The sequence below is a fragment of the Micromonospora arida genome (assembly GCF_003857035.1).
Taxonomy (GTDB): Bacteria; Actinomycetota; Actinomycetes; order Mycobacteriales; family Micromonosporaceae; genus Micromonospora; species Micromonospora arida.
The window spans coordinates 1-22,219 of sequence record NZ_QGSY01000122.1; the positions used below are offsets into that span (position 1 = coordinate 1).

15 protein-coding genes are annotated in these 22,219 nt (G+C 71.8%); 10 read left to right on the forward strand and 5 right to left on the reverse strand.

The genetic code is table 11. From position 1 onward, the window contains the following. Positions 1 to 148: 148 nt before the first annotated feature. The gene (locus DLJ58_RS06440) at positions 149 to 1,195 is read right to left on the reverse strand and encodes a FecCD family ABC transporter permease (protein WP_124854299.1); all 1,047 of its coding nucleotides are present in this window, start codon (positions 1,193 to 1,195) and stop codon (positions 149 to 151) included. A 60-nt stretch (positions 1,196 to 1,255) separates the two neighbouring features. Then, positions 1,256 to 3,211, reverse strand: coding sequence for a multicopper oxidase family protein (locus tag DLJ58_RS06445; RefSeq protein ID WP_124854300.1), 1,956 nt, complete (start codon positions 3,209 to 3,211; stop codon positions 1,256 to 1,258). 118 nt (positions 3,212 to 3,329) lie between these two features. On the opposite strand from DLJ58_RS06445, the gene DLJ58_RS06450 reads away from it, so the two are divergent. Continuing rightward, positions 3,330 to 3,689 (forward strand): YciI family protein, encoded by a 360-nt coding sequence (locus DLJ58_RS06450; RefSeq protein ID WP_124854301.1) that lies wholly within the window; start codon positions 3,330 to 3,332, stop codon positions 3,687 to 3,689. Between the two features lie 11 nt (positions 3,690 to 3,700). Here DLJ58_RS06450 and DLJ58_RS06455 read toward each other — a convergent pair whose 3' ends face one another. Next, the gene (locus DLJ58_RS06455; RefSeq protein WP_124854302.1) at positions 3,701 to 4,093 is read right to left on the reverse strand and encodes a cytidine deaminase family protein; all 393 of its coding nucleotides are present in this window, start codon (positions 4,091 to 4,093) and stop codon (positions 3,701 to 3,703) included. 143 nt (positions 4,094 to 4,236) lie between these two features. Between DLJ58_RS06455 and hrpA the strand changes: the two genes are divergently transcribed. Then, on the forward strand, positions 4,237 to 8,301 hold the full coding sequence (gene hrpA, locus DLJ58_RS06460; protein WP_124854303.1) for an ATP-dependent RNA helicase HrpA: 4,065 nt from the start codon (positions 4,237 to 4,239) through the stop codon (positions 8,299 to 8,301). Positions 8,302 to 8,379: 78 nt separating this feature from the next. Here hrpA and DLJ58_RS06465 read toward each other — a convergent pair whose 3' ends face one another. Next, a complete protein-coding gene (locus tag DLJ58_RS06465) occupies positions 8,380 to 9,312 on the reverse strand; it encodes a LysR family transcriptional regulator (RefSeq protein WP_124854304.1) in 933 nt (310 codons plus the stop codon). 83 nt (positions 9,313 to 9,395) lie between these two features. Between DLJ58_RS06465 and DLJ58_RS06470 the strand changes: the two genes are divergently transcribed. The 7 genes from DLJ58_RS06470 (at position 9,396) to DLJ58_RS06500 (ending at position 17,759) form a co-directional block, all read left to right on the forward strand. Further along, positions 9,396 to 10,079, forward strand: coding sequence for a succinate dehydrogenase cytochrome b subunit (locus tag DLJ58_RS06470; protein ID WP_124854305.1), 684 nt, complete (start codon positions 9,396 to 9,398; stop codon positions 10,077 to 10,079). A 1-nt stretch (position 10,080) separates the two neighbouring features. Continuing rightward, complete coding sequence (locus tag DLJ58_RS06475; protein ID WP_124854306.1) at positions 10,081 to 12,018, forward strand: fumarate reductase/succinate dehydrogenase flavoprotein subunit; 1,938 nt, start codon at positions 10,081 to 10,083, stop codon at positions 12,016 to 12,018. Continuing rightward, on the forward strand, positions 12,015 to 12,779 hold the full coding sequence (locus tag DLJ58_RS06480; protein WP_124854307.1) for a succinate dehydrogenase/fumarate reductase iron-sulfur subunit: 765 nt from the start codon (positions 12,015 to 12,017) through the stop codon (positions 12,777 to 12,779). Before DLJ58_RS06475 ends, DLJ58_RS06480 begins: the two co-directional genes overlap by 4 nt. Before the next feature lie 463 nt (positions 12,780 to 13,242). Next, positions 13,243 to 14,427 (forward strand): zinc-dependent alcohol dehydrogenase, encoded by a 1,185-nt coding sequence (locus DLJ58_RS06485; RefSeq protein WP_124854313.1) that lies wholly within the window; start codon positions 13,243 to 13,245, stop codon positions 14,425 to 14,427. Between the two features lie 22 nt (positions 14,428 to 14,449). Continuing rightward, positions 14,450 to 15,370 carry an SDR family NAD(P)-dependent oxidoreductase gene (locus DLJ58_RS06490; RefSeq protein ID WP_244218814.1) on the forward strand — a complete coding sequence of 307 codons (921 nt, stop codon included), beginning with the start codon at positions 14,450 to 14,452 and terminating at the stop codon, positions 15,368 to 15,370. A 112-nt stretch (positions 15,371 to 15,482) separates the two neighbouring features. Continuing rightward, entirely contained in the window at positions 15,483 to 16,487 is a 1,005-nt protein-coding gene (locus DLJ58_RS06495) for a serine hydrolase (protein WP_244218815.1), read from the forward strand. Between the two features lie 123 nt (positions 16,488 to 16,610). Then, positions 16,611 to 17,759, forward strand: coding sequence for an MBL fold metallo-hydrolase (locus tag DLJ58_RS06500; RefSeq protein ID WP_124854310.1), 1,149 nt, complete (start codon positions 16,611 to 16,613; stop codon positions 17,757 to 17,759). Positions 17,760 to 17,842: 83 nt separating this feature from the next. Here the strand turns inward: DLJ58_RS06500 and DLJ58_RS06505 are convergent, their stop codons facing one another. Next, positions 17,843 to 19,354: a deoxyguanosinetriphosphate triphosphohydrolase family protein gene (locus DLJ58_RS06505; RefSeq protein ID WP_124854311.1), complete on the reverse strand. Its 1,512-nt coding sequence runs from the start codon at positions 19,352 to 19,354 to the stop codon at positions 17,843 to 17,845. 171 nt (positions 19,355 to 19,525) lie between these two features. Here DLJ58_RS06505 and DLJ58_RS06510 point away from each other — a divergent pair, with 171 nt between their 5' ends. Beyond that, positions 19,526 to 22,018 carry a Tex family protein gene (locus DLJ58_RS06510; protein ID WP_208740893.1) on the forward strand — a complete coding sequence of 831 codons (2,493 nt, stop codon included), beginning with the start codon at positions 19,526 to 19,528 and terminating at the stop codon, positions 22,016 to 22,018. Positions 22,019 to 22,219 lie beyond the last annotated feature (201 nt).

Sequence of the window (22,219 nt, forward strand, 5' to 3'; positions counted from 1 at the left end):
GGCTCGGTGCCGGCTGCGGTGTCCGGCGCCGAGCCAGCGCCGGACACCGCAGCCGGCACCGAGCCAGCGTGGGCAGCCGTGTCAGGAGAGCCGTCCAGGCTCGACGGGCGGGGCGGGTCGGTGGGGTCCGGGAGGCGCTGGGTGGTGGTCACGCGGTCACCACCCGGGCGCGGCGGACCAGCACGGCCAGCAGTGGCGCGCCGATCAGCGCGGTGACGATCCCGGCCGGGATCTCACCCGGCGGGGCGACGAGCCGACCGACGATGTCGGCGGCGAGCAGCAGCGCCGGCCCGAGCAGGGCAGAGACGGCGAGGGTCCAGCGGTGGTCCGCGCCGACCAGGGCGCGGGCCAGGTGCGGCACGGCCAGCCCGACGAACGCGACAGGTCCGGCGGCGGCCACCGCGGCACCGGTCAGCAGCACGGCGGCGAGGCCACCACCGAGGCGGACCAGACCGATCCGGTGGCCGAGACCACGGGCCACGTCGTCGCCGAGGGCCAGCGCGTCCAGGCCCCGGGCCACCAGCGCGGCCAGCACCAACCCGACGAGGACGAACGGCAGCACCTGCGCGGCGACCGACAGGTCCCGTCCGGCCAGCCCGCCGACCACCCAGAAGCGGTACTCCTCGAAGGTGCGGGCGTCGATGCTGAGCAGCGCGTACACCCCGGAGGCCAGGCTGGCGTCGAGCGCCGCGCCGACCAGCGCGAGGGTGACCGGGCTGGCGCCCTCGCGGGCGCGGGTGGCGATGGCGAAGACCAGCAGCCCGGCGATCAGGGCCCCGGCGATGCCGAACCAGACGTACCCGGCGAGCGTGCCGACGCCGAAGACGGAGATCGCGAGCACCACCCCGAACGACGCGCCCGCGCTGATGCCGAGGATGCGCGGCTCGGCGAGGGGGTTGCGGGTGAGCGCCTGGAACAGCACCCCGGCCACGGCGAGCGCGAGCCCGACCGCGAGGCCGAGCGCGGTCCGGGGCATCCGCAGCTCGCGGACGATGGTGCTGGCGTCGCTGCCGTCCGGCGCCACGAGCGCGTGCCAGACCTGGTCGACGCCGAGTTGTCGGCTGCCGAGCGCGAAGCTGGCCAGCACGGTGAGCAGCAGCACCAGCGCGGCCCCGACGGTGACGGCCACCCGGCGGCCGGTACGGGTGCCGGACCGGTTACGGGCCAGGGTCGGCCGGGTGGCGAGGGTCGTCACGAGTCTCCTGCACGTTCATGCTTAGGTTCGCCTAACCTTAGCCGAGCTGCAGAAAGGGGCCTAACCGGCGTCTGTCGATGCCGTCCCGGGTCTCCCCGCCCCGTCCGACGAGCCACCGTCCCCGGCCGCCGCGCCACCGCGCGGCAGCACGTTCAGCGGTCGCATCATCTCGTTGTCCTCGTGCTCCAGAAGGTGGCAGTGCCAGGCGTACCGACCCGGGAGGTCGAAGTGCGCCTTGATCCGGGTCACCTCCCACGGGTACGCGAGCACCGTGTCCATCCACCCCCGATCCCCGGGGTCCGGCTGCGCCCTGCCGGAGTGCCCCCGCCCGAGCAGCTCGAACTGGACCTGGTGCAGGTGGACCGGGTGCACGTGGTGGGTGAAGTTGCGCACCTCCCACACCTCGGTGTCGCCGAGGGTGGGCTGCTCGGTCGCCGGGTCGCTCCAGCGCAACGGCAGACCCCGACCACGCTCGTCGAGGACGCCGAGCAGCATGACCGTCGACCCGCCGGACCTGCGCTCGTTGAGCGACAACCGGCGTACCCGTTGAGCCGCTCCGAGCCGAGGGTGTGACGGGAGCCGTAGCTGCTCCGGTGGGACGCTCGGGTCCGCGCCGGTCGCGTCGGTGACCACGAACCGCAGCACCTGCCCGGTGGTCTGCGGGTCGGCCGGCGGGAAGTCCACCCCGGGGCGACCGCCGCCGTACATCCCGTCCGGCCCTTCGTTGACGAGGTACAGCTCGGTGCCGGCCGGAACGTCGGTGAAGTCGACGATCGCGTCGACCCGCTGGGCGGGGCCGAGTGACACGCGTTCGTGCGGCACCGGGTCCGGCAGGAAGCCGCCGTCGCTGCCGATCTGCCAGACCGGCAGCACCGGCCGGGCCGGCCGGGCGGTGGCGTTCGCGGTCACGCTGAGCAGGAGGAATCGGCTGTTGCAGCCGTTGAGCAGCCGGAACCGGTAGCGCCGGCGCTGCACGGTCAGCGTGGGCCAGGTACGGCCGTTGACCACCATGGTGGAGCCGGAGAACCCGGGCACCCAGGTCGGCGGCCCGTCGCCGCCGCCGGAGTACCGAGTCGGGTAGTGCAACTCGCCGTCCGCGGTGAAGCTGCGGTCCTGGATCATCAGCGGGATGTCGTGGTACGAGGCGTTCGGCGGATCATCCCGGGTCGGCGTCGGGCCGGGCAGTACGCCGTCCGCCAGGTCGTCGCCGCCGAGCAGGTAGAACCCGGCGGGCCCGGCGTAGACGTTCTCCCGGGTGAGCCCGAGCGTGTGGTCGTGGTACCAGAGGGTGCACGGCCGCTGGTCGTTCGCGTACTCGAAGGTGGCCGAGCCCGGCGCCCAGCGCAGGCCGGACCGCTCGGCGAACCGCGACCGGAACTCCCGGTACGCGCTGCCGGACACGGCGAAGCCGGGCGGCAGGTCGCGGACGACCGGCAAATACCACGCCTCGGAATGCCCATCGCTCTCCTGGGAGCTGTGCGCGCCGTGCAGATGCACCACCTGGGGCACCGGCCCGCGATACCCCTGCGGGCTGCCGTCCCACTGCCCATGACGGTCCCGGAACTCGATGCCACCGGCCGGGTTGGCCCAGTGCAGGGTGGGGTCGACCGGCAGCAGGTGCGGCAGGTGGTCGCCCCGGTCGTCGACGAGCTGGTTGACCCAGGTCACCCGGACCGGTCGGCCCACCCGGGCCATGATGGTGGGCGCCGGGTAGCCGAAGCTGCCAGGGTGGGCGGTGGAGCCGTAACCCCACACTGTGGTGCGCGGCCACGAGGGCGGCAGGATCTGCTGGCGGAACTGTCGCACCGCGATCTCGTACGTGTCGCACTCGGGATCGGTCGCCGCCGTCGGCATGGCCGGGGGGATCCGCAGCGGCGTGACGTACTTCGGGATGTCACGGGCGTCCAGCGACGCTGCCGCGGCGAGCGCCCGGCCCGAGGCCGCCCAGCCCGCCGGCATCAGCGCCGCCGCGCCGCCGGTGGCACCGGCCGCGAGCAGCCGGCGTCTGGTGACCATGCCGCACCTCCCAGTCGCTCCGAACCTCGATATGAGAATGAGATTCGCGGACGACCACAGGACGGACAGATGGCGGATGACACCCAGAAGAGGGACATTCGCCTCATAGGGTGGGAGCATGCGATTCGACCAGCACACGGTCGTCCTGCTGACCCGGCCGTCGGATCCGCCGGAGCTGCCGCAGGACGCGATCGACCGGTTGCGGGACACGCACCTGGCCCATCAGGCGGGCCTCGTGCAGCAGGGGCTGGTGCTCGCGGCCGGCCCGTTCCTGCACCCAGACGACGAGCAGCTACGGGGTTTCGTGGTGCTGTCCATCGCCCCGGACGAGGCACGCGCGCTGTTCGCCAACGACCCCGCCGTGCGGGCCGGTCGCCTGGTCGCGCGGGTCACGTCGTGGCTGCTACCGGAGGGCACCCTGCGCTTCGAGGGCGTGCCGGTGCCGCAGTCGATGCTGGAGGCAGCCTCCGGGGACTGACCCGGGCCCGGTCAGCCGGCCGAGCCGCTGCCGGTCTCCGCCGGCACCTCATCGAGCGGGACCACCCGCAGGGCGTCCATCGGGCCGACGACCACCCGCAGTTCCGGGAAGTAGTCCCGCAGCACCTGCTGGCACCGGTCACAGGGCGCGACGACCTCGCGGCCACGGTCGGCGACCGTGACGATCGTCTCCAGCGCGGTGACGCCCTGCGTGGCGGCCGTGCCGATCACGACAAGTTCCGCGCAGGCCCCTCCGGTGGCGTGCTGGACGTTCACGCCGGTGAAGACCCGCCCGTCCGCGGTCCGGGCCGCCGACGCGACCGTGTGGTGCCGGCTGCGGCAGCGCAGCTTGGAGACCGCCGTTGCGGCCTGCACCAACGCGCGGTCGGTGTCGCGCATCTCCATCCGGCTCCCCCAGCGCTCGACGTCGGCCGCCAACTCTAGGGCCCGCTCGTGGCCGTCAAGGGACCGGAGGTGGCCGTCGGGGAGCCGGCCGCTCGGTAACCCAGGGGCGGTGCGCCGCCGGGCTGCCTATCCTTGGGCACGACATGCAGAATCCAACCGCCTCCGTCGCGTCCGACCCCGTTCGCGAGCTGCACCGCCGCCTCACACCTCTGATGTTCCGCGACCAGCGCCGGCTCCAGCGGCGACTGGATGGTGCCCGCAAGCTGCGCGACCCGCAGCGTCGGGAGGCGGCGCTGACCGAGATCACCGCCGACCTGGTCCGGGCCGAGCAGCGGCTCGCCGCCCGGCAGGCGGCGGTGCCCGTGATCACGTACCCGGTGGGCTTGCCGGTCAGTGAGCGCAAGGACGACATCGCCGCTGCCATCCGCGATCACCAGGTGGTGATCGTGGCGGGCGAGACCGGCTCCGGCAAGACCACCCAGATCCCCAAGATCTGTCTGGAGTTGGGGCGCGGGGTGCACGGCCTGATCGGGCACACCCAGCCCCGACGGTTGGCCGCCCGGACGGTGGCCGACCGGATCGCCGACGAGCTGGGCACCGAGTTGGGCGACGTGGTCGGCTACAAGGTGCGCTTCACCGACCAGGTCAGCGAGCGCAGCCTGGTGAAGCTGATGACCGACGGCATCCTGCTGGCCGAGTTGCAGACCGACCGGATGTTGCGCCAGTACGACACGCTGATCATCGACGAGGCGCACGAGCGCAGCCTCAACATCGACTTCATCCTCGGGTACCTGCGGGAGCTGCTGCCCCGACGACCCGACCTCAAGGTGATCATCACCTCGGCGACCATCGAGACCGACCGGTTCGCCCGGCACTTCGCCGGGCCACCCACGGCCGACGAGCCCGACGGCGTGCCCGCGCCGGTGGTCGAGGTCTCGGGGCGTACCTACCCGGTGGAGGTGCGCTACCGGCCCCTCGTCGAGCTCGCCGAGGGCGAGGAGGACGGCGACGGCGACGAGGAGACCGTCCGCGACCAGATCCAGGCGATCGGCGACGCCGTCGAGGAGTTGGCCGCCGAGGGCCCCGGCGACATCCTGGTCTTCCTCAGCGGTGAGCGGGAGATCCGGGACACCGCCGACGCGCTGGGCAAGCTGGTGCAGAAGAAGCGAACGCTCCTCGGCACCGAGATCCTGCCGTTGTACGCGCGGCTCTCCTCCGCCGAGCAGCACCGGGTCTTCGCCGCGCACTCCTCGCGCCGGGTGGTGCTCGCCACCAACGTCGCGGAGACCTCGCTGACCGTGCCCGGCATCAAGTACGTGGTGGACCCGGGCACCGCCCGCATCTCCCGCTACTCCAGCCGGCTCAAGGTGCAGCGGCTGCCGATCGAGCCGATCTCCCAGGCGTCGGCCAACCAGCGCAAGGGCCGGTGTGGCCGTACCTCGGACGGCATCTGCATCCGCCTCTACGACGAGCAGGACTTCGGATCCCGGCCCGAGTTCACCGACCCGGAGATCCTGCGGACCAACCTGGCGTCGGTCATCCTCCAGATGACCGCGATCGGGCTCGGCGACCTCGCCGCGTTCCCGTTCATCGACCCACCGGACAAGCGCAACATCACCGACGGCGTCAACCTGCTGCACGAGCTGGGCGCGTTGGACCCGACCGAGGCCGACCCGGCGAAGCGGCTCACCGCGCTCGGCCGGCGGCTGGCCCAGTTGCCGGTCGACCCGCGCCTGGCCCGGATGGTGGTCGAGGGCGAACGCAACGGTTGCGCCACCGAGGTGCTGGTGATCGCCGCCGCGCTCTCCATCCAGGACCCCCGGGAGCGGCCGGCGGAGAAGCAGGCTCAGGCCGACCAGGCGCACGCCCGGTTCGCCGACAAGGAGTCGGACTTCGTCGCGTACCTCAATTTGTGGCGCTACCTGCGCGAACAGCAGCGGGAGCTGTCCTCCAGCGCATTCCGCCGGATGTGCAAGGCGGAGTACCTGAACTACCTGCGCATCCGCGAGTGGCAGGACATCGTCAGCCAACTGCGCCAGGTGCTGCGTACCCCGTCTGACGGCGACCGGCGTGGCGGGCGGCCGGCGCGCGACACCTCGGACGACGCGGACGCCGGCCGGGGCCGCCGGGGTGGCGCGGACCTGCCGGAGGAGATCGACACCCCGAAGGTGCACCAGTCGCTGCTGCCCGGCCTGTTGTCGCACATCGGCCTGAAGGACGCCCAGAAGCACGAGTACCTGGGGGCGCGGGGAGCGAAGTTCGCGCTCTTCCCCGGGTCGGCGTTGTTCAAGAAGCCGCCGCGCTGGGTGATGGCCGCCGAGTTGGTGGAGACCTCCCGGCTGTGGGGGCGCATCGCCGGCCGGGTCGAGCCGGAGTGGGTCGAGCCGCTGGCGCAACACCTGGTCAAGCGCAGCTACAGCGAACCGCACTGGGAGAAGAAGCAGGCCGCGGTGATGGCCTACGAGAAGGTCACCCTGTACGGCGTCCCGCTGGTCAGCTCTCGCAAGGTCAACTTTGGGCGGATCGACCCGACGCTGAGCCGGGAACTGTTCATCCGGCACGCCCTCGTCGAGGGCGACTGGCAGACCCACCACCAGTTCTGGGCGGACAACAAGCGGCTACTCGCCGAAATCGAGGAGTTGGAGAGCCGGGCCCGACGCCGGGACATCCTGGTCGACGACGAGACCATCTTCGGCTTCTACGACCAGCGGATCCCGGCCGACGTGTCCTCCGGCCGGCACTTCGACAGCTGGTGGAAGAAGACCCGCCGCGAGCAACCCGACCTGCTCACCTTCACCCGTGACCTGCTGATCAACGACGGCCGACCGGGGGTGGACGAGGACGACTACCCGGACGAGTGGCAGGCCGACGGAGTGCGCCTGCCGCTGACCTACCGGTTCGAGCCGGGCACGCCGGACGACGGCGTCACGGTGGACATTCCGCTGCCGCTGCTCAACCAGGTGCCGGCGGAGACCTTCGACTGGCAGGTGCCTGGGCTGCGCGAGGAGACGGTGATCGCGCTGATCCGCTCGCTGCCCAAGGCGATCCGCCGCAACTTCGTCCCGGTGCCGGACTACGCCCGGGCCGCCCTGGCGGCGATCACTCCCGGCGAGGAGTCGCTGCTGGACGCGCTCACCCGGCAGCTGCGCCGGATGACCGGGGTGACCGTGCCCCGCGACGCCTGGGAGCCGGGCAAGCTCCCGGCGCACCTGCGGGTGACCTTCCGGGTCCTCGGCGACGACGAGAAGCCGGTCGCCGAGGGCAAGGACCTGCCGGCCCTGCAACGCCAACTCCGCCAGGAGGTACGCCAGGTGGTGGCGGCCGCCGCACCGGAGGTGGCCCGGACGGGCCTGCGCGAGTGGAGCATCGGCACGCTGCCCCGCACCATCGAGCAGGTCCGCGCCGGTTACGCGGTCACCGCGTACCCGGCGCTGGTCGACGAGGGCGCCACGGTCGGGGTGAAGGTGTTCGACTCCCCCGCCGAGGCGGAGGCGGCGCACTGGGCCGGCACCCGCCGGCTGCTGCGGCTGACCGTGCCGTCCCCGGCGCGGTTCCTGCAGGGGCGGCTGGACAACGAGGCGAAGCTGGCGTTGAGCCGCAACCCGCACGGCGGCGTGCAGGAGCTGATCGAGGACGCGGCGGGCGCCGCCATCGACCGGCTGATCGGTGTGGCCGGCGGGCCGGCGTGGGACGCCGACGGCTTCGCGGCCCTGCGCGAGAAGGTCCGCGCCGACCTGGTCGACACCGTCGTCGAGGTGATGGACCGGGTCCGCAAGGTCCTCGCCGCCGCGTACGCCGTCGAGCAACGGCTCGGTGCGACCCGCAACCTCGCCGTGGTGGCGGCGCTGGCCGACATCCGCAGCCAGCTCGCCGGGCTGGTGCACGCCGGTTTCATCACCGAGACCGGGTACGCGCGCCTGCCCGACCTGCTGCGCTACCTCACCGCCATCGAGCGTCGGCTGGAGCGGCTGGGCGGCAACCCGCAGCGGGACCGCCAGCAGCAGGACCGGATCGCTGTGGTGCAGAAGGAGTACGCCGACCTGCTCGCCAACCTGTCGCCGGCCCGCCGCCAGGAGACGGCCGTCCGGCAGATCCGCTGGATGATCGAAGAGTTGCGGGTGAACGTCTTCGCCCAGGCGCTGGGCACCCCGTACCCCGTCTCGGAGCAGCGGATCTACCGCGCGATGGACGACGCCGAGGGTCGCTGAGCCGACGGCTGGGCCGCTGCCGACCTCTTCGCGGCGGCGGCCCCGTCCGGCCTCTTCGCGGTGCCGGGCCCCGGCGGGTCAGGTCAGTGGCTCCACGCCCGGCGGCAGCTCGCCCCGGTCGATCGCCGACTGGATGTAGTCGAGCAGGATGCGCCGAAGCTCCCGACCGGCGTGGGTGGGTACGACGTCACGCCGACGGGCCACCGCGATGGTCCGCCGCACCCCGGGCGGGGCGAGCGGGGTGATCCGCACGCCCGGCCGGCGAGCCAGCACGATGCCGGGCACGAGAGCGATGCCGAGCCCCGCCTCGACGAAGCTGAGCACCGCGTCCATCTCGCCGCCGTCCACCGCGAAGGTGGGTTCGAAGCCCGCCTCCCGACACGCCTGGATGGTCGCGTCGCGCAGGTCGTACCCCTCCCGGAACATCACCATCGGCTGGTCCCGCAGGTCGGTGATCCGCAGCTCCCCGGTCAGCGACGCGGTCGCCACCTCCCCCACCGAGGCCACCACCAGGCTCTCCCGCAGGATCGGGTCGACCCGCAGCCCGGGATCGGCCCCCTGCGCCGGCATGATGATGAGGGCCAGGTCGAGGTCGCCGCGGAGCAGGTCGCGCACCAGGTCCTGGGAGCCACCCTCCTCGACCTTGAGGTCGACCGTGGGGTAAGCGTCGCGGAACCGGCGCAGCACCGGCGGGGCGAGCGAGGTGGCCAGGCTCGGGGTGGCGCCGAGCCGGACCCGACCACGGCGCAACCCCACCAGTTCCTGTACCTCGCGGGTGGCGGTGTCCACGTCGGCGAGGATCCGGGTGGCCAACGGCAGCAGCACCTCACCCGCTGCCGTGAGTGCGATGTTGCCCCTTACCCGCTCGAACAGGGGTGCTCCGAGGTCGGTCTCCAGAGCGTGAATTTGCTTACTGAGAGAAGGCTGAGTGATGCCTACGAGGTCGGCGGCTTGGGTGAAATGTCGTACTTCGGCCACCGCGACGAAGTACCGGAGCTGATGGAGCTGCATCTACATAGCCTACGGCTATTAACACTGCGAGTTTGATGCATTGGACGACTGATCGAAGTGCTCCTAGCGTCGGTTGCGTGGTAATGACGAAAACTCGGTCGCCCATCCGCTCGAACGTCGGCCTCAAGGCCGTCATGGCGGTGACGGGCATCCTGCTGGCGCTGTTCCTCATCGCCCACATGCTCGGCAACCTGAAGGTGTTCACGGGGGAGACCTCGTTCGACCACTACGCGCACTGGCTGCGCGACATCGGCAAGCCACTGCTGCCCGGCGTCTGGTTCCTGTGGATCCTGCGCACCGTGCTGGTCGTGGCGGTCGTCGCCCACATCGTGGCCGCCACCGTGCTGGCCCGGCGGGCCCGCGCCGCCCGCCCGGTCAAGTACGCCCACCGCAAGAAGGTCAACGGCAGCTACGCGGCCCGCACGATGCGCTGGGGTGGCGTGATCATCCTGCTCTTCGTGATCTACCACCTGCTGGACCTGACCACCGGCACGCTGAACCCGGTCGGCGACGCCAGCAAGCCGTACGGCAACGTCGTCGCCGACTTCGCCCCGGAGCGCTGGTACGTCACGCTCTTCTACACGCTCGCCATCCTCGCGGTGGGCTTCCACCTGCGCCACGGCGCGTTCAGCGCGTTCCGCAGCCTCGGCCAGCAGACGCCCCGCGGCGAGCGCAGGGCTCGTATCGCGGCTCTGATCTTCGCCGTGCTGCTCTGCGCCGGGTACCTGGTGGTCCCGTTCGCCGTACTCACCGGATTGGTGTCCTGACATGGAACTCTTCACCGAGGGCGACCCGATCGCCGACACCAAGGCTCCCGCCGGCCCGGTCGAGAAGCGTTGGGAGACCCGGCGCTTCGAGGCCAAGCTGGTCAACCCCGCCAACCGCCGCAAGATGACGGTGATCGTGGTCGGCACCGGCCTGGCCGGCGGCTCCGCCGCCGCGACCCTGGCCGAGCAGGGCTACCACGTCAAGTCCTACTGCTACCAGGACAGCCCACGGCGGGCGCACTCCATCGCGGCACAGGGCGGCATCAACGCGGCGAAGAACTACCGCAACGACGGCGACTCCGTGCACCGGCTCTTCTACGACACCGTCAAGGGCGGCGACTTCCGCTCCCGGGAGTCGAACGTGCACCGGCTCGCCGAGGTATCGGTCAACATCATCGACCAGTGCGTCGCCCAGGGGGTGCCGTTCGCCCGCGAGTACGGCGGCCTGCTGGACACCCGCTCCTTCGGTGGCGCCCAGGTGCAGCGCACCTTCTACGCCCGGGGCCAGACGGGCCAGCAGCTGCTGCTCGGCGCGTACCAGGCTCTCGAGCGGCAGATCGGCCTGGGCAACGTGGAGATGAACACCCGGCACGAGATGCTGGAGCTGGTACTGGTGGACGGCAAGGCCCGGGGCATCGTCGTCCGGGACATGATCACCGGCGAGATCAGCACCGAGATGGCCGACGCCGTCGTCCTCGCGTCCGGCGGCTACGGCAACGTCTTCTACCTCTCCACCAACGCCAAGGGCTGCAACGTCACCGCCACCTGGCGGGCACACCGCAAGGGCGCGTACTTCGCCAACCCCTGCTACACGCAGATCCACCCGACCTGCATCCCGGTCTCCGGCGACCACCAGTCGAAGCTGACCCTGATGAGCGAGTCGCTGCGCAACGACGGCCGGGTCTGGGTGCCGAAGACCAAGGGTGACGACCGCAGCCCGAAGGACATCCCGGAGGACGAGCGGGACTACTACCTGGAGCGGATCTACCCCTCCTTCGGCAACCTGGTCCCCCGCGACATCGCCTCCCGCGCCGCGAAGAACGTGTGCGACGAGGGTCGGGGCGTCGGGCCGACCAAGCTCGGTGTCTACCTCGACTTCGCCGACGCGATCGGCCGGCTGGGCCGCAAGGCCATCGAGGCCAAGTACGGCAACCTCTTCGAGATGTACGAGCGGATCACCGGCGAGGACCCGTACGAGGTGCCGATGCGCATCTACCCCGCCGTGCACTACACGATGGGTGGCCTGTGGGTCGACTACGACCTCCAGTCGAACATCCCCGGCCTGTTCGTGATCGGCGAGGCGAACTTCTCCGACCACGGCGCGAACCGGCTCGGCGCCTCGGCGCTGATGCAGGGCCTCGCCGACGGCTACTTCGTGCTGCCCACCACCATCGCCAACTACCTGGCCTCCGGTCCGCTGGAGAAGGTCGACGCCAGCCACCCGGCGGCCGTCGAGGCGCGCACCGACGTCGAGGACCGCGTCCAGCGGCTGCTCGCTGTCGACGGCGACCGGACCGTGGACTCGTTCCACCGGGAACTGGGCCAGATCATGTGGGAACACTGCGGCATGGAGCGCAGCGAGGCCGGGCTGCGCAAGGCGATCGACGAGATCCGTGCGCTGCGCGAGCAGTTCTGGCAGCGGGTCAAGGTGTCCGGCACCGGCGAGGAACTCAACCAGTCGCTGGAGAAGGCCGGCCGGGTGGCCGACTTCTTCGAACTGGCCGAGCTGATGTGCATCGACGCCCTGCACCGCGAGGAGTCCTGCGGCGGCCACTTCCGGGCCGAGCACCAGACCCCCGACGGTGAGGCGCAGCGCGACGACGACCGGTTCGCGTACGTGGCAGCCTGGGAGTTCACCGCCGACGGCGAGCCCTCGGTGCTGCACAAGGAAGACCTGAAGTTCGAATACGTCCACCCCACGCAGCGGAGCTACAAGTGAACCTGACCCTGCGCATCTGGCGCCAGAAGGGCCCTGAGGACAAGGGTCGGATGGTGACCTACCCGGTCGACGACGTGTCCCCGGACATGTCGTTCCTGGAGATGCTCGACGTGCTCAACGAGCGGCTGATCCTCGCGGGCGAGGACCCGGTGGCGTTCGACCACGACTGCCGCGAGGGCATCTGCGGCATGTGCGGCCTGATGATCAACGGCGACGCGCACGGGCCGCAACGCGGCACCACCGCGTGCCAACTGCACATGCGGCAGTTCAAGGACGGCGAGACGATCGACATCGAGCCATGGCGGGCCAGCGCCTTCCCGGTGGTCAAGGACCTGGTCGTCAACCGGGGCGCCTTCGACAAGATCATCGCGGCTGGCGGCTACGTCACCGCGCCGACCGGCAGCGCACCCGAAGCCCACTCCACCCCGGTGGCCAAGGCCAACGCCGACGCCGCCTTCGAGTCGGCGGCCTGCATCGGCTGCGGCGCCTGCGTGGCAGCCTGCCCGAACGGCTCCGGCATGCTCTTCACCGCCGCCAAGCTCACCCAGCTCTCGCTGCTGCCGCAGGGCCAGCCCGAGCGCTACACCCGGGTGATCGGCATGGTCGACGCGCACGACGAGGCCGGCTTCGGCGGCTGCACCAACGCCGGCGAATGCACCCCGGCCTGCCCGAAGGGCATCCCGCTGAACACCATCGGCCGGCTCAACCGCGACTACCTCGCGGCCACCGCCAAGGGAGCCAACAACACCCCCGGTTCCTGAGGGTCCGCCGTACCACACCAGACCGCCGTATCCCGCTTTCCTCGGGGGTACGGCGGTCTCTGCTCGCGGTGGGGGGCTGGGGCGACCGTCCCCGGCTCCGGGCGGTCAGGCTTGATCCCTGCGCCGGGGACGGTCGCCCCAGCCCTGACCCTGGTCACGGTTCGTCCGCAGGTCGCGTTCCTCCTGGGGTACGCCGACAGCTCCGCACCCGTCGCGCCCGGCCTTCCCCGTCGCGCCCCGCCTCACCCGCCTCGCATCGCATGATCCACTCGGCTTTCAGGAAGTCGGCCGGTTGGCGGGCCTCGGATACCGCGACTTCAAGGAACCCGAGTGGATCAACCCGACTCCGGCCGAGGCCAGCCCGAGGCCGGTTCGAGAGACACGCCAGGGACAGGCCGCCGGTTCAAGTGCCCGAGCGCGGGTAGCAGTCTTTCGAGACGGCAGCGTGAAGGGGATGAGGGACATGAAGGCGCTCACCTGGCAGGGCAAGCGGGACGTACGGGTCGAGGAGGTGCCGGACCCTCGGATCGAGGAGCCGACCGACGCGATCGTGAAGATCACCTCGACCGCGATCTGCGGTTCCGACCTGCACCTCTACGAGGTGCTCGGGCCGTACCTGAAGCCGGGTGACGTCCTGGGTCACGAGCCGATGGGCATCGTCGAGGAGGTCGGGTCGGAGGTGACCGGGCTCAAGCCGGGCGACCGGGTGGTGGTGCCGTTCAACATCGCCTGCGGCAGTTGCTGGATGTGCTCGCGCCAGCTCTACGCGCAGTGCGAGACCACCCAGGTCACCAGCGAGGGCAAGGGCGCGTCCCTGTTCGGCTACACCTCGCTCTACGGTTCGGTGCCGGGCGGGCAGGCCGAGTACCTGCGCGTCCCGCAGGCCCACTTCGGGCCGATCAAGATCCCGCAGACCGGCGCGGACGAGCGCTACCTCTACCTGTCCGACATTCTGCCCACCGCCTGGCAGGCGGTGAAGTACGCGGACACCCCACAAGGCGGCACCCTGGCCGTCTTCGGCCTGGGTCCGGTCGGGCAGTTCTGCGCGCGGATCGGCCGCCACCTCGGCGCGGGCCGGGTGATCGGGCTGGACCTGGTTCCCGAGCGGCTGGAGTTGGCCCGCCGGCACGGCATCGAGGTGCTCGACGTGAGCCAGCTGTCCGACGTGCCGGGCGCGTTGATCGATCTGGTCGACGGCCGCGGCCCGGACGCGGTGATCGACGCGGTCGGGATGGAGGCGCACGGTTCGCCGGCGGGGAAGTTGGCCCAGACCGCCGCCGGGCTGTTGCCGGACAAACTGGCCCAGACGATGACCGACCGGGCGGGCGTGGACCGGCTGTCCGTCCTGCACGCCGCGCTCAAGGCGGTTCGCCGTGGCGGCACCGTGTCGCTGTCCGGGGTGTACGGCGGCGAGGCGGACCCGATGCCGCTGATGGAGATGTTCGACCGGGGTATCCAGTTGCGGATGGGGCAGTGCCACGTGCGCCGGTGGACCGACGAGATCCTGCCGCTGCTCTCCGGCGACGACGACCCGCTGGGCGTGGAGGACCTGCGTACCCACCGGTTGCCGCTGGCCCGGGCGCCGCAGGCGTACGAGATGTTCCAGAAGAAGGAGGACGGCTGCATCAAGGTCGTGCTCGAACCATGAGTGCGAGAGTGCCGTGAGCCGGGTGGTCGTGATCGTTGGCGCGAGCAGCGGGATCGGCCGGGCGACGGCCCGGGCGTTCGCCGAGCGCGGCGACCGCCTGGTCCTCGCCGCTCGCGCCACCACGACCCTGGCCGAGGTACGCAAGGAGTGCGCCGACGTCGACGTGCTGACCGTGCCGACCGACGTGACCGAGCCGGACGCCCTGGACGCGCTCGCGGACGCCGCGATCGACCGCTTCGGCCGCATCGACGTGTGGGTGCACACGGCGGCGGTGATGGCCTACGGTCGCTTCGACGAGTTGCCGGAACGGGTCTTCGACCAGGTGGTACGGACCGATCTGCTCGGCGCGGCCGGCTCGGTGCGGGTGGCACTGCGGCACTTCCGGGCCACCGGGGCCGGCACGGTGATCCTCACCGGTTCGGTGCTCGGACACATCACCGCGCCGTACATGAGCGCGTACGTGGCGAGCAAGTGGGGGTTGCAGGGTCTGGCCCGGACGGTGCAGCAGGAGTTGCGCGACAGCCCGGAGATCCGGCTGTGTCTGGTCAACCCGGGCAGCGTGGACACTCCGGTGTACCAGCAGGCGGCCAACTACCTGGGCCGGATCGGGCGACCTCCGCCGCCGGTCGCCGGCCCGCAGCGGGTGGCCCGGGCCATCGTGGACTGTGTGGACCGGCCCCGCCGGGAGGTGTCGGTGGGCCGGCTCAACATAGTCCTGCGGGCCGGCTTCACCGTACTGCCGGGGGCCTACGACGTCCTCGTCGGGCCGTTGATGCGGGCGACGGGCCTGAGTGGACGGTCGGTCGCCGCGCACGACGGCTCGGTCTTCGCCGCGAACCCGGCCGGCGAGGCGGTACGCGGCGGCCACCTGCCAGACCTGCGGCAACTCGTGTCCGGGCCGGTGGTTGCGGTGGGCGCCGCACTGCGCCGACGGTTCGGTTGACCTGTTCGGGACTGTTCGGGACAAATTCGGGGGCATCGTGCATCGATCAACTCGCCTAGGGTGGTGGGCCAGCAAGCGCTCTGGCACACCACGATCGGGGAGACGATTGACCATGCGACTGAACCGCAGAACGGCACTCGGGTTGGGCACTGTGGCCACCGCCGGCACGGTGCTGGGCGCTGCCGCCCCGGCGAGCGCCGCCGAGACCACCGAGGCGTCGCCGACCACCCCCGCTCGGGCCGCCCGCCGGGTCGCCTCCGTCTTCACCAAGCACAGCGCCGAGGCCGGCGGCAACTGGCAGGCGTACGTCAGCGTCGCCGACCCGGCCGGTGCGCCGGTGGTAGCGGTCGAGGCTGACGCGGACCGGCGGATCGAGGCGTACAGCGTCAACAAGATCGCCGTCGCCACGGCGGTGCTCGACAAGGTCGACCGAGGGCTGCTCACCCTGGACCAGCAGGTCGAGGTGAGCTCGACGATCGTCGTACCGGGCGGTGACGGCATCTTCAGCCTGGACGGCGCGTACCCGAGCCTGGTGACCATCGGGCATGTGCTGGCCAACCTGCTGACCGTCTCGGACGACACGGCGGTGCGGCTGTGCGGGCTGGTCGCCCCGGCCGCCGAGATCAACTCCATCCTGGTCGCCAAGGGTTTCCCGAACACCCAGGTCCAGCCGGTGGCCAACCCGAACCGGTTCTTCCTCGGCACCAGCACCCCCCGGGAGACGCACGACCTGCTGCGCGCCCTGGTCGCCGGCACGCTGCTCTCCCCCGCCTCGACGACGTACCTGTTGGGCATCCTGCGCTCCCCGGTGGCGTTCACCGACGGCATCCGGCGCACCATGTCCTCCGACGAGCGGGCCCGGATCGCCACCAAGGCCGGCTGGTACGCCGACGCCCGGCACGAGGCCGGCGTGATCTTCGACCGCTCCGGCGCGGCGGTGCTCACCTACGCCCTCTTCGCCGACGGGCAGGCCAACCCGGAGGACTTCGGCGCGACCCACCCGGCGGTGCAGGCCCGGGCCGCCATGGGCCCGAAGTTCCTGGCCGCGGTGGACCGGATCGCGGGCGTGGGCAGGACGTTCCGGATCACCGCCCGGCGCCCCAGCAACGGCGGCTAGGCGCCCCCTGATTCCGTCCCGGGTCGGTCGCCGCTGCCGGCGACCGACCCGGCGTGGCAACCACCGAGGCACGGGTCGGTCCGGGTGACTACCGTGTAGGGCGGACACGTCGGAGGGACGGCAATGGCACGAGCGCAGAACACGGACGTCGAACGGTCGCTCGGGCGGCGGATGCGGGGCGCCGCTGGCCTGGCCGCGCTGGCCGGCCTGGCCTGGGTCGCCCGGGATGTGCCGGCGGCGCTGGGTGGCCGGCTCAGCGGGGCGCGGGCCGAACGGGCGGCCCGCTCGCCGCAGTTCCGCGAGGGCACCTTCCACAATCGGGCCGGCACCCGCACGATGATCGCCGAGCCGGGGCGCAACCTGGTCCGCGAGCTGATCTTCGGCAAGCAGAAGCGACGTCCGACCGTGGCCGTCCCGCTGTTGCGCCCCAGCGCCGGCGGGCCGGAGGCCACCGACACCACCGACGAGCTCAACATCGTCTGGTACGGCCACGCCTCGACCCTGATCGAGATCGAGGGCCGGCGGGTGCTGCTCGACCCGGTCTGGAGCGAGCGGTGCTCCCCCTCGGGCCTGGTCGGCCCGCGCCGGCTGCACGAGCCACCGGTGGGCATCGACGAGCTGCCCCCACTGGACGCCATCCTGATCTCGCACGACCACTACGACCACCTCGACATGGCCACCGTGCGGGCGCTGCTCGCCGGGCAGTCCGCGCCGTTCCTGGTGCCGCTCGGCGTGGGCGCACACCTGGACCGCTGGGGCGTACCCGCCGAACGGATCATCGAGCTGGACTGGTCCGAGTCGCACCAGGTGGCCGGCTTGGAGATCACCGCCACCGCCGCCCAGCACTTCTCCGGCCGAGGGCTGCGCCGCGACGGCACGCTCTGGAGTTCGTGGGTGGTGGCCGGGGCGCACCGCAAGGTCTTCTACACCGGCGACTCCGGCTACTTCGACGGGTACGCCGAGATCGGCGCCGAGCACGGGCCGTTCGACGTGACGCTGATGCAGATCGGCGCGTACGACCGGGCCTGGCCGACGATCCACATGTTCCCGGAGGAGGCGGTCAGCGCCCACCTCGACCTGCGCGGTGGGCTGTTCGTGCCGGTGCACTGGGCGACGTTCAACCTGGCCCTGCACGACTGGTCCGAGCCGGTCGACCGGCTGTGGGCCGAAGCGAAGGCCCGCGACGTGCGGCTCGCCGTTCCCCGGCCGGGCGAGCGGGTGGTGGTCGACGACCCGCCCGCCGTCGACGGCTGGTGGCAGGCCGTCGCCTGAGTCAGGCGTGGCGGGCATCGCCTGAGTCAGGCCAGGCAGGCATCGCCTGAGGCAGGTCGTCGCAGGCCTCGCCTGACGTCGGGTCAGAGCACGAAGGCGTCGGTCCAGAGCGCGCCGGACCGGCCGGAGAGCGCGTCCAGCATGGCCACCGCCTGACCGTCGGTGAGTTGCGCGACGAAGTCCACGATGGCTCGGCCCCGGGCACGCCCGATCCGGTCCGGAGTACGCGGGTGCAGCTCCGCCTCGGCCAGCTCGACCAGGTCGTGCAGCCGCCGGGGCAGCCGGGACTCCTCCTCCGGGTCGAGCAGCCACTCCCAGAGCGCCTCGACCAGGGTGCCCAGCAGCCGGGCCTGGCCGCGCTGGTGCAGGGCGAGATCCGGGCGGGCCAGCACGAACCAGTGGTGGACGAACTTGAGCACCTGCACCTCGTGCCACTGCGCGCAGCCCAGCAGCACGTGCCCGGAGCGCACCGACGGCTGTTCGGTGACCGTGATCGCCTCGACGAAGCGGGTGGACCAGCGGGCGGAGAACCGGGCCACGTACTGCTCGGCCTCGATCGAGCCGTCGAACGGCATCGCGAGCAGCCCGTCCACCAACTCCTCGCGGACGTGCTCGACGGCTGCGGCGAACGCGTCGTCGTCGGCGATCCAGGCGTCCTTGCGGTGCAGTTGCCGGCGTAGCCGCTCGATCGCCGCCCCGGGTCGCCGGGCGGCCGTGGCGAGCGCCGCGTCGGTGATCGCCCGCAGCTGCCCGCTCTCGCGCTGCCAGGCCATCAACTCCGCGGAGACCGAACCCTGCTGGAGCACCCCTACCCGGTAGAAGTCCTCCACGTCGTGGATGGCGTACGCGATGTCGTCGGCGGTGTCCATCACGGACGCCTCCACGGTCTGCTGCCAGTCCGGGATGCGACCGGCGAACGGCGCCCGGGCCTGCCGCAGGTCGTCCAGCTCGGTCCGGTACGCGCCGAACTTCGACGAGCCGCTCTCCGGGTCGTCCGGCGGAGGGGTGGCGCCACGCGGCGGCGGGTCCATGGTGCGCGGGTGCGGGTCGGGGTGGTCCAGGCGGGTCCACGGGTACTTCAGCATGGCCGCGCGGACCGCCGCGGTCAGGTCCAACCCGGTGGTGGCCGCGCCGCGGATCTCGGTGCTGGTGACGATGCGGTACGACTGCGCGTTGCCCTCGAAACCGTCGGAGAGGCCGAGACGCTGGCGGGCCAGCCGGTCCAGCACCCGCTCCCCCAGGTGCCCGAACGGTGGGTGGCCGAGGTCGTGGGCGAGCGCCGCCGCCTCCACCACGTCGGGGTCGCAGCCGCCGAGCTTGTCCAGCAGGTCACGCCACCGTTCGTCGGCGCTCAACCGTTCGGCGACCGCTCGGGCCACCTGGGCGACCTTCAGGCTGTGGGTGAGCCGGTTGTGCACCAGCAGCCCGGAGCCGACCGGGCTGATCACCTGGGTGACACCACCGAGGCGGGCGAAGAACGGCGAGCCGACGATCCGGTCCCGGTCGGCACGGAACGGGTTGGCCGTGAGGTCGCCGAGGGCTCGGGCGCTGCCGCCGAAGAGCCGCCGGGCGCGCGGCTCCGCAGCAGATTCCATGATCGCCACGCTAGCGCAGGCCCGACGGGACCGCCGCCGGTCACCCCGGCCGGGCGCGGTCGTTCGCTCCCCCGCCCCGGCCGGGCGCGGCGACAGCGCCGGGGCACGCCCGGCAGAATGCAGGCGTACCCGCTCTTTGAAGGCGGATCGAGTCGAAGGCGGATCGAGATCGTGACCCAGTCTGTTCATCAGCGGATCGCCGACGAGCTCGGCGTGGCCGAGCGTCAGGTGCGGGCGGCCGTGGAGCTGCTCGACGGCGGCGCCACAGTGCCGTTCATCGCCCGCTACCGCAAGGAGGCCACCGGCCTGCTCGACGACACCCAGCTGCGCACCCTGGAGGAGCGGCTGCGCTACCTGCGCGAGCTGGACGAGCGGCGGGCCGCGGTGCTGGAGTCGATCCGCGGCCAGGGCAAGTTGGACGAGGCACTGGAAGCGCAGATCATGGCCGCCGACTCGAAGTCCCGGCTGGAGGACATCTACCTCCCGTACAAGCCGAAGCGGCGGACCCGCGCGCAGATCGCCCGCGAGGCCGGGTTGGCGCCGTTGGCCGAGACGCTGCTGGCCGACCCGGGTCAGGACCCCCGTGCCACCGCCGCCGGGTTCGTCGATGAGGAGAAGGGCGTCGCCGACGCCGCCGCCGCGCTGGAGGGCGCCCGGGCCATCCTCATCGAGACCTTCGCGGAGGACGCCGACCTGATCGGCACGCTGCGCGAGCAGATGTGGTCGCGGGGCCGGCTGGTTTCCCGGGTACGCGAGGGCCAGGAGGCGGCCGGCGCGAAGTTCGCCGACTACTTCGACTTCTCCGAGCCGTACCCGAAGCTGCCCTCGCACCGGATCCTGGCGATGTTCCGGGGCGAGAAGGAGGGCGTGCTCGACCTGACCATGGAATCGGAGGAGGCGGGCGAGGCGGACGCCGTACCGACCGGCCCGACCCGGTACGAGGCGGCCATCGCCGGCCGGTTCGGGGTGTCCGACGCGGGCCGCCCGGCCGACCGTTGGCTGACCGACACGGTCCGCTGGGCGTGGCGTACCCGGATCCTCATCCACCTCGGCGCGGACCTGCGGATGCGGCTGTGGCAGGCGGCCGAGGAGGAAGCCGTCCGGGTCTTCGCCACCAACCTGCGGGACCTGCTGCTCGCCGCGCCGGCCGGCACCCGGCCCACGATGGGCCTGGACCCGGGCCTGCGGACCGGCGTGAAGGTGGCCGTTGTGGACGCCACCGGCAAGGTGGTCGCCACCGACACCATCTATCCGCACGAGCCGCGCCGGCAGTGGGACGCGTCGGTGGAGACCCTCGCCCGGCTGGCCGGGGCGCACGGGGTGGAGCTGATCGCGATCGGCAACGGCACGGCGTCCCGCGAGACCGACAAGCTCGCCGGTGATCTGATCGCCCGGCATCCGCAGCTCAACCTGACCAAGGTGATGGTCTCCGAGGCCGGCGCGTCGGTCTACTCCGCCTCGGCGTACGCGTCGCAGGAGCTGCCCGGGATGGACGTGTCGCTGCGCGGCGCGGTCTCCATCGCCCGCCGCCTCCAGGACCCCCTCGCGGAGCTGGTCAAGATCGACCCGCGCTCGATCGGCGTCGGTCAGTACCAGCACGACCTGTCCGAGGTGAAGCTGTCCCGGTCGCTGGACGCGGTCGTGGAGGACTGCGTGAACGCGGTCGGGGTGGACGTCAACACCGCCTCCGCACCTCTGCTGACCCGGGTCTCCGGGATCGGCGCCGGCCTGGCCGAGAACATCGTGCTGCACCGGGACGCCAACGGGCCGTTCCGTACGCGTACCGAACTGAAGAAGGTGGCCCGGCTCGGGCCGAAGGCGTTCGAGCAGTGCGCCGGCTTCCTGCGCATCCCCGGTGGCGACGACCCGCTGGACTCCTCCAGCGTGCACCCCGAGGCGTACCCGGTGGTACGCCGCATCCTCTCCACCACCGGGCAGGACCTGCGCTCGGTGATCGGCAAGAGCGGCATCCTGCGCGGGCTGCGGGCCACCGACTTCGTCGACGACCGGTTCGGCCTCCCCACCGTCACTGACATCCTCGCCGAGTTGGAGAAGCCGGGCCGGGACCCCCGCCCGGAGTTCCGCACCGCCACCTTCGTCGAAGGGGTGGAGAAGATCAGCGACCTGACGACGGGGATGGTGCTGGAGGGCGTGGTGACCAACGTGGCCGCGTTCGGCGCGTTCGTCGACGTCGGGGTGCACCAGGACGGTCTGGTGCACGTCTCGGCGATGTCCCGGACCTTCGTGAAGGACCCCCGCGAGGTGGTGAAGTCCGGCGACGTGGTCAAGGTCCGGGTGCTCGACGTGGACGTACCCCGAAAGCGGATCTCGCTGACCCTGCGCTTGGACGACGAGCCCGCCGCCGGTGGTGGCGGCGGTGGTGGTCGGACGAGCCAGGAGGGGCGTGGCGGCCCGGCGCAGCGCGCGCCGCAGGGCGGTCGGGGCGCAGCCGGTGGTCCGCAGGGCGGTCGCGGCGGCCAGCAGAGCGGCCGTGGCGAGCCAGGTGCTCGCGGCGGACAGGGTGGTCGCGGCGGACAAGGCGGTCGTGGCGGACAAGACGGTCGTGGCGGGCAGGGTGGTCGCGGCGGGCAGCAGCGGCAGGGCGCGCCGGCACCGGCCAACGACGCGATGGCGGAAGCCCTGCGGCGCGCCGGATTGGCCTGACCCCGGTCAACCGGCGTGAGCGAGCGACCGAAACGCCCATGCCACAGCAGATCTTGGACAGTTTCCGTTCGTATGGCGGGCTCAACCGGTGGTTGCAACACCCCTTTTGGTGATCTTCGTTGGGGTGGTTATGGCGTCGAGGTTGAGTCCGTTGGAGCGGGAGCAGATTGGGTTGGGTCGGGCTGCGGGTGAGTCGTTGGG

What these genes read in the sequence shown, in the direction of transcription:
- DLJ58_RS06455 (WP_124854302.1), bottom strand. Translation starts at nt 4,093, where the DNA reads ATGGAGATGCGCGACACCGACCGCGCGTTGGTGCAGGCCGCAACGGCG.
- DLJ58_RS06485 (WP_124854313.1), top strand. Translation starts at nt 13,243, where the DNA reads ATGAAGGCGCTCACCTGGCAGGGCAAGCGGGACGTACGGGTCGAGGAG.
- DLJ58_RS06470 (WP_124854305.1), top strand. Translation starts at nt 9,396, where the DNA reads ATGACGAAAACTCGGTCGCCCATCCGCTCGAACGTCGGCCTCAAGGCC.
- DLJ58_RS06465 (WP_124854304.1), bottom strand. Translation starts at nt 9,312, where the DNA reads ATGCAGCTCCATCAGCTCCGGTACTTCGTCGCGGTGGCCGAAGTACGA.
- DLJ58_RS06500 (WP_124854310.1), top strand. Translation starts at nt 16,611, where the DNA reads ATGGCACGAGCGCAGAACACGGACGTCGAACGGTCGCTCGGGCGGCGG.
- DLJ58_RS06495 (WP_244218815.1), top strand. Translation starts at nt 15,483, where the DNA reads ATGCGACTGAACCGCAGAACGGCACTCGGGTTGGGCACTGTGGCCACC.
- DLJ58_RS06505 (WP_124854311.1), bottom strand. Translation starts at nt 19,354, where the DNA reads ATGGAATCTGCTGCGGAGCCGCGCGCCCGGCGGCTCTTCGGCGGCAGC.
- DLJ58_RS06450 (WP_124854301.1), top strand. Translation starts at nt 3,330, where the DNA reads ATGCGATTCGACCAGCACACGGTCGTCCTGCTGACCCGGCCGTCGGAT.
- hrpA (WP_124854303.1), top strand. Translation starts at nt 4,237, where the DNA reads ATGCAGAATCCAACCGCCTCCGTCGCGTCCGACCCCGTTCGCGAGCTG.
- DLJ58_RS06475 (WP_124854306.1), top strand. Translation starts at nt 10,081, where the DNA reads ATGGAACTCTTCACCGAGGGCGACCCGATCGCCGACACCAAGGCTCCC.
- DLJ58_RS06445 (WP_124854300.1), bottom strand. Translation starts at nt 3,211, where the DNA reads ATGGTCACCAGACGCCGGCTGCTCGCGGCCGGTGCCACCGGCGGCGCG.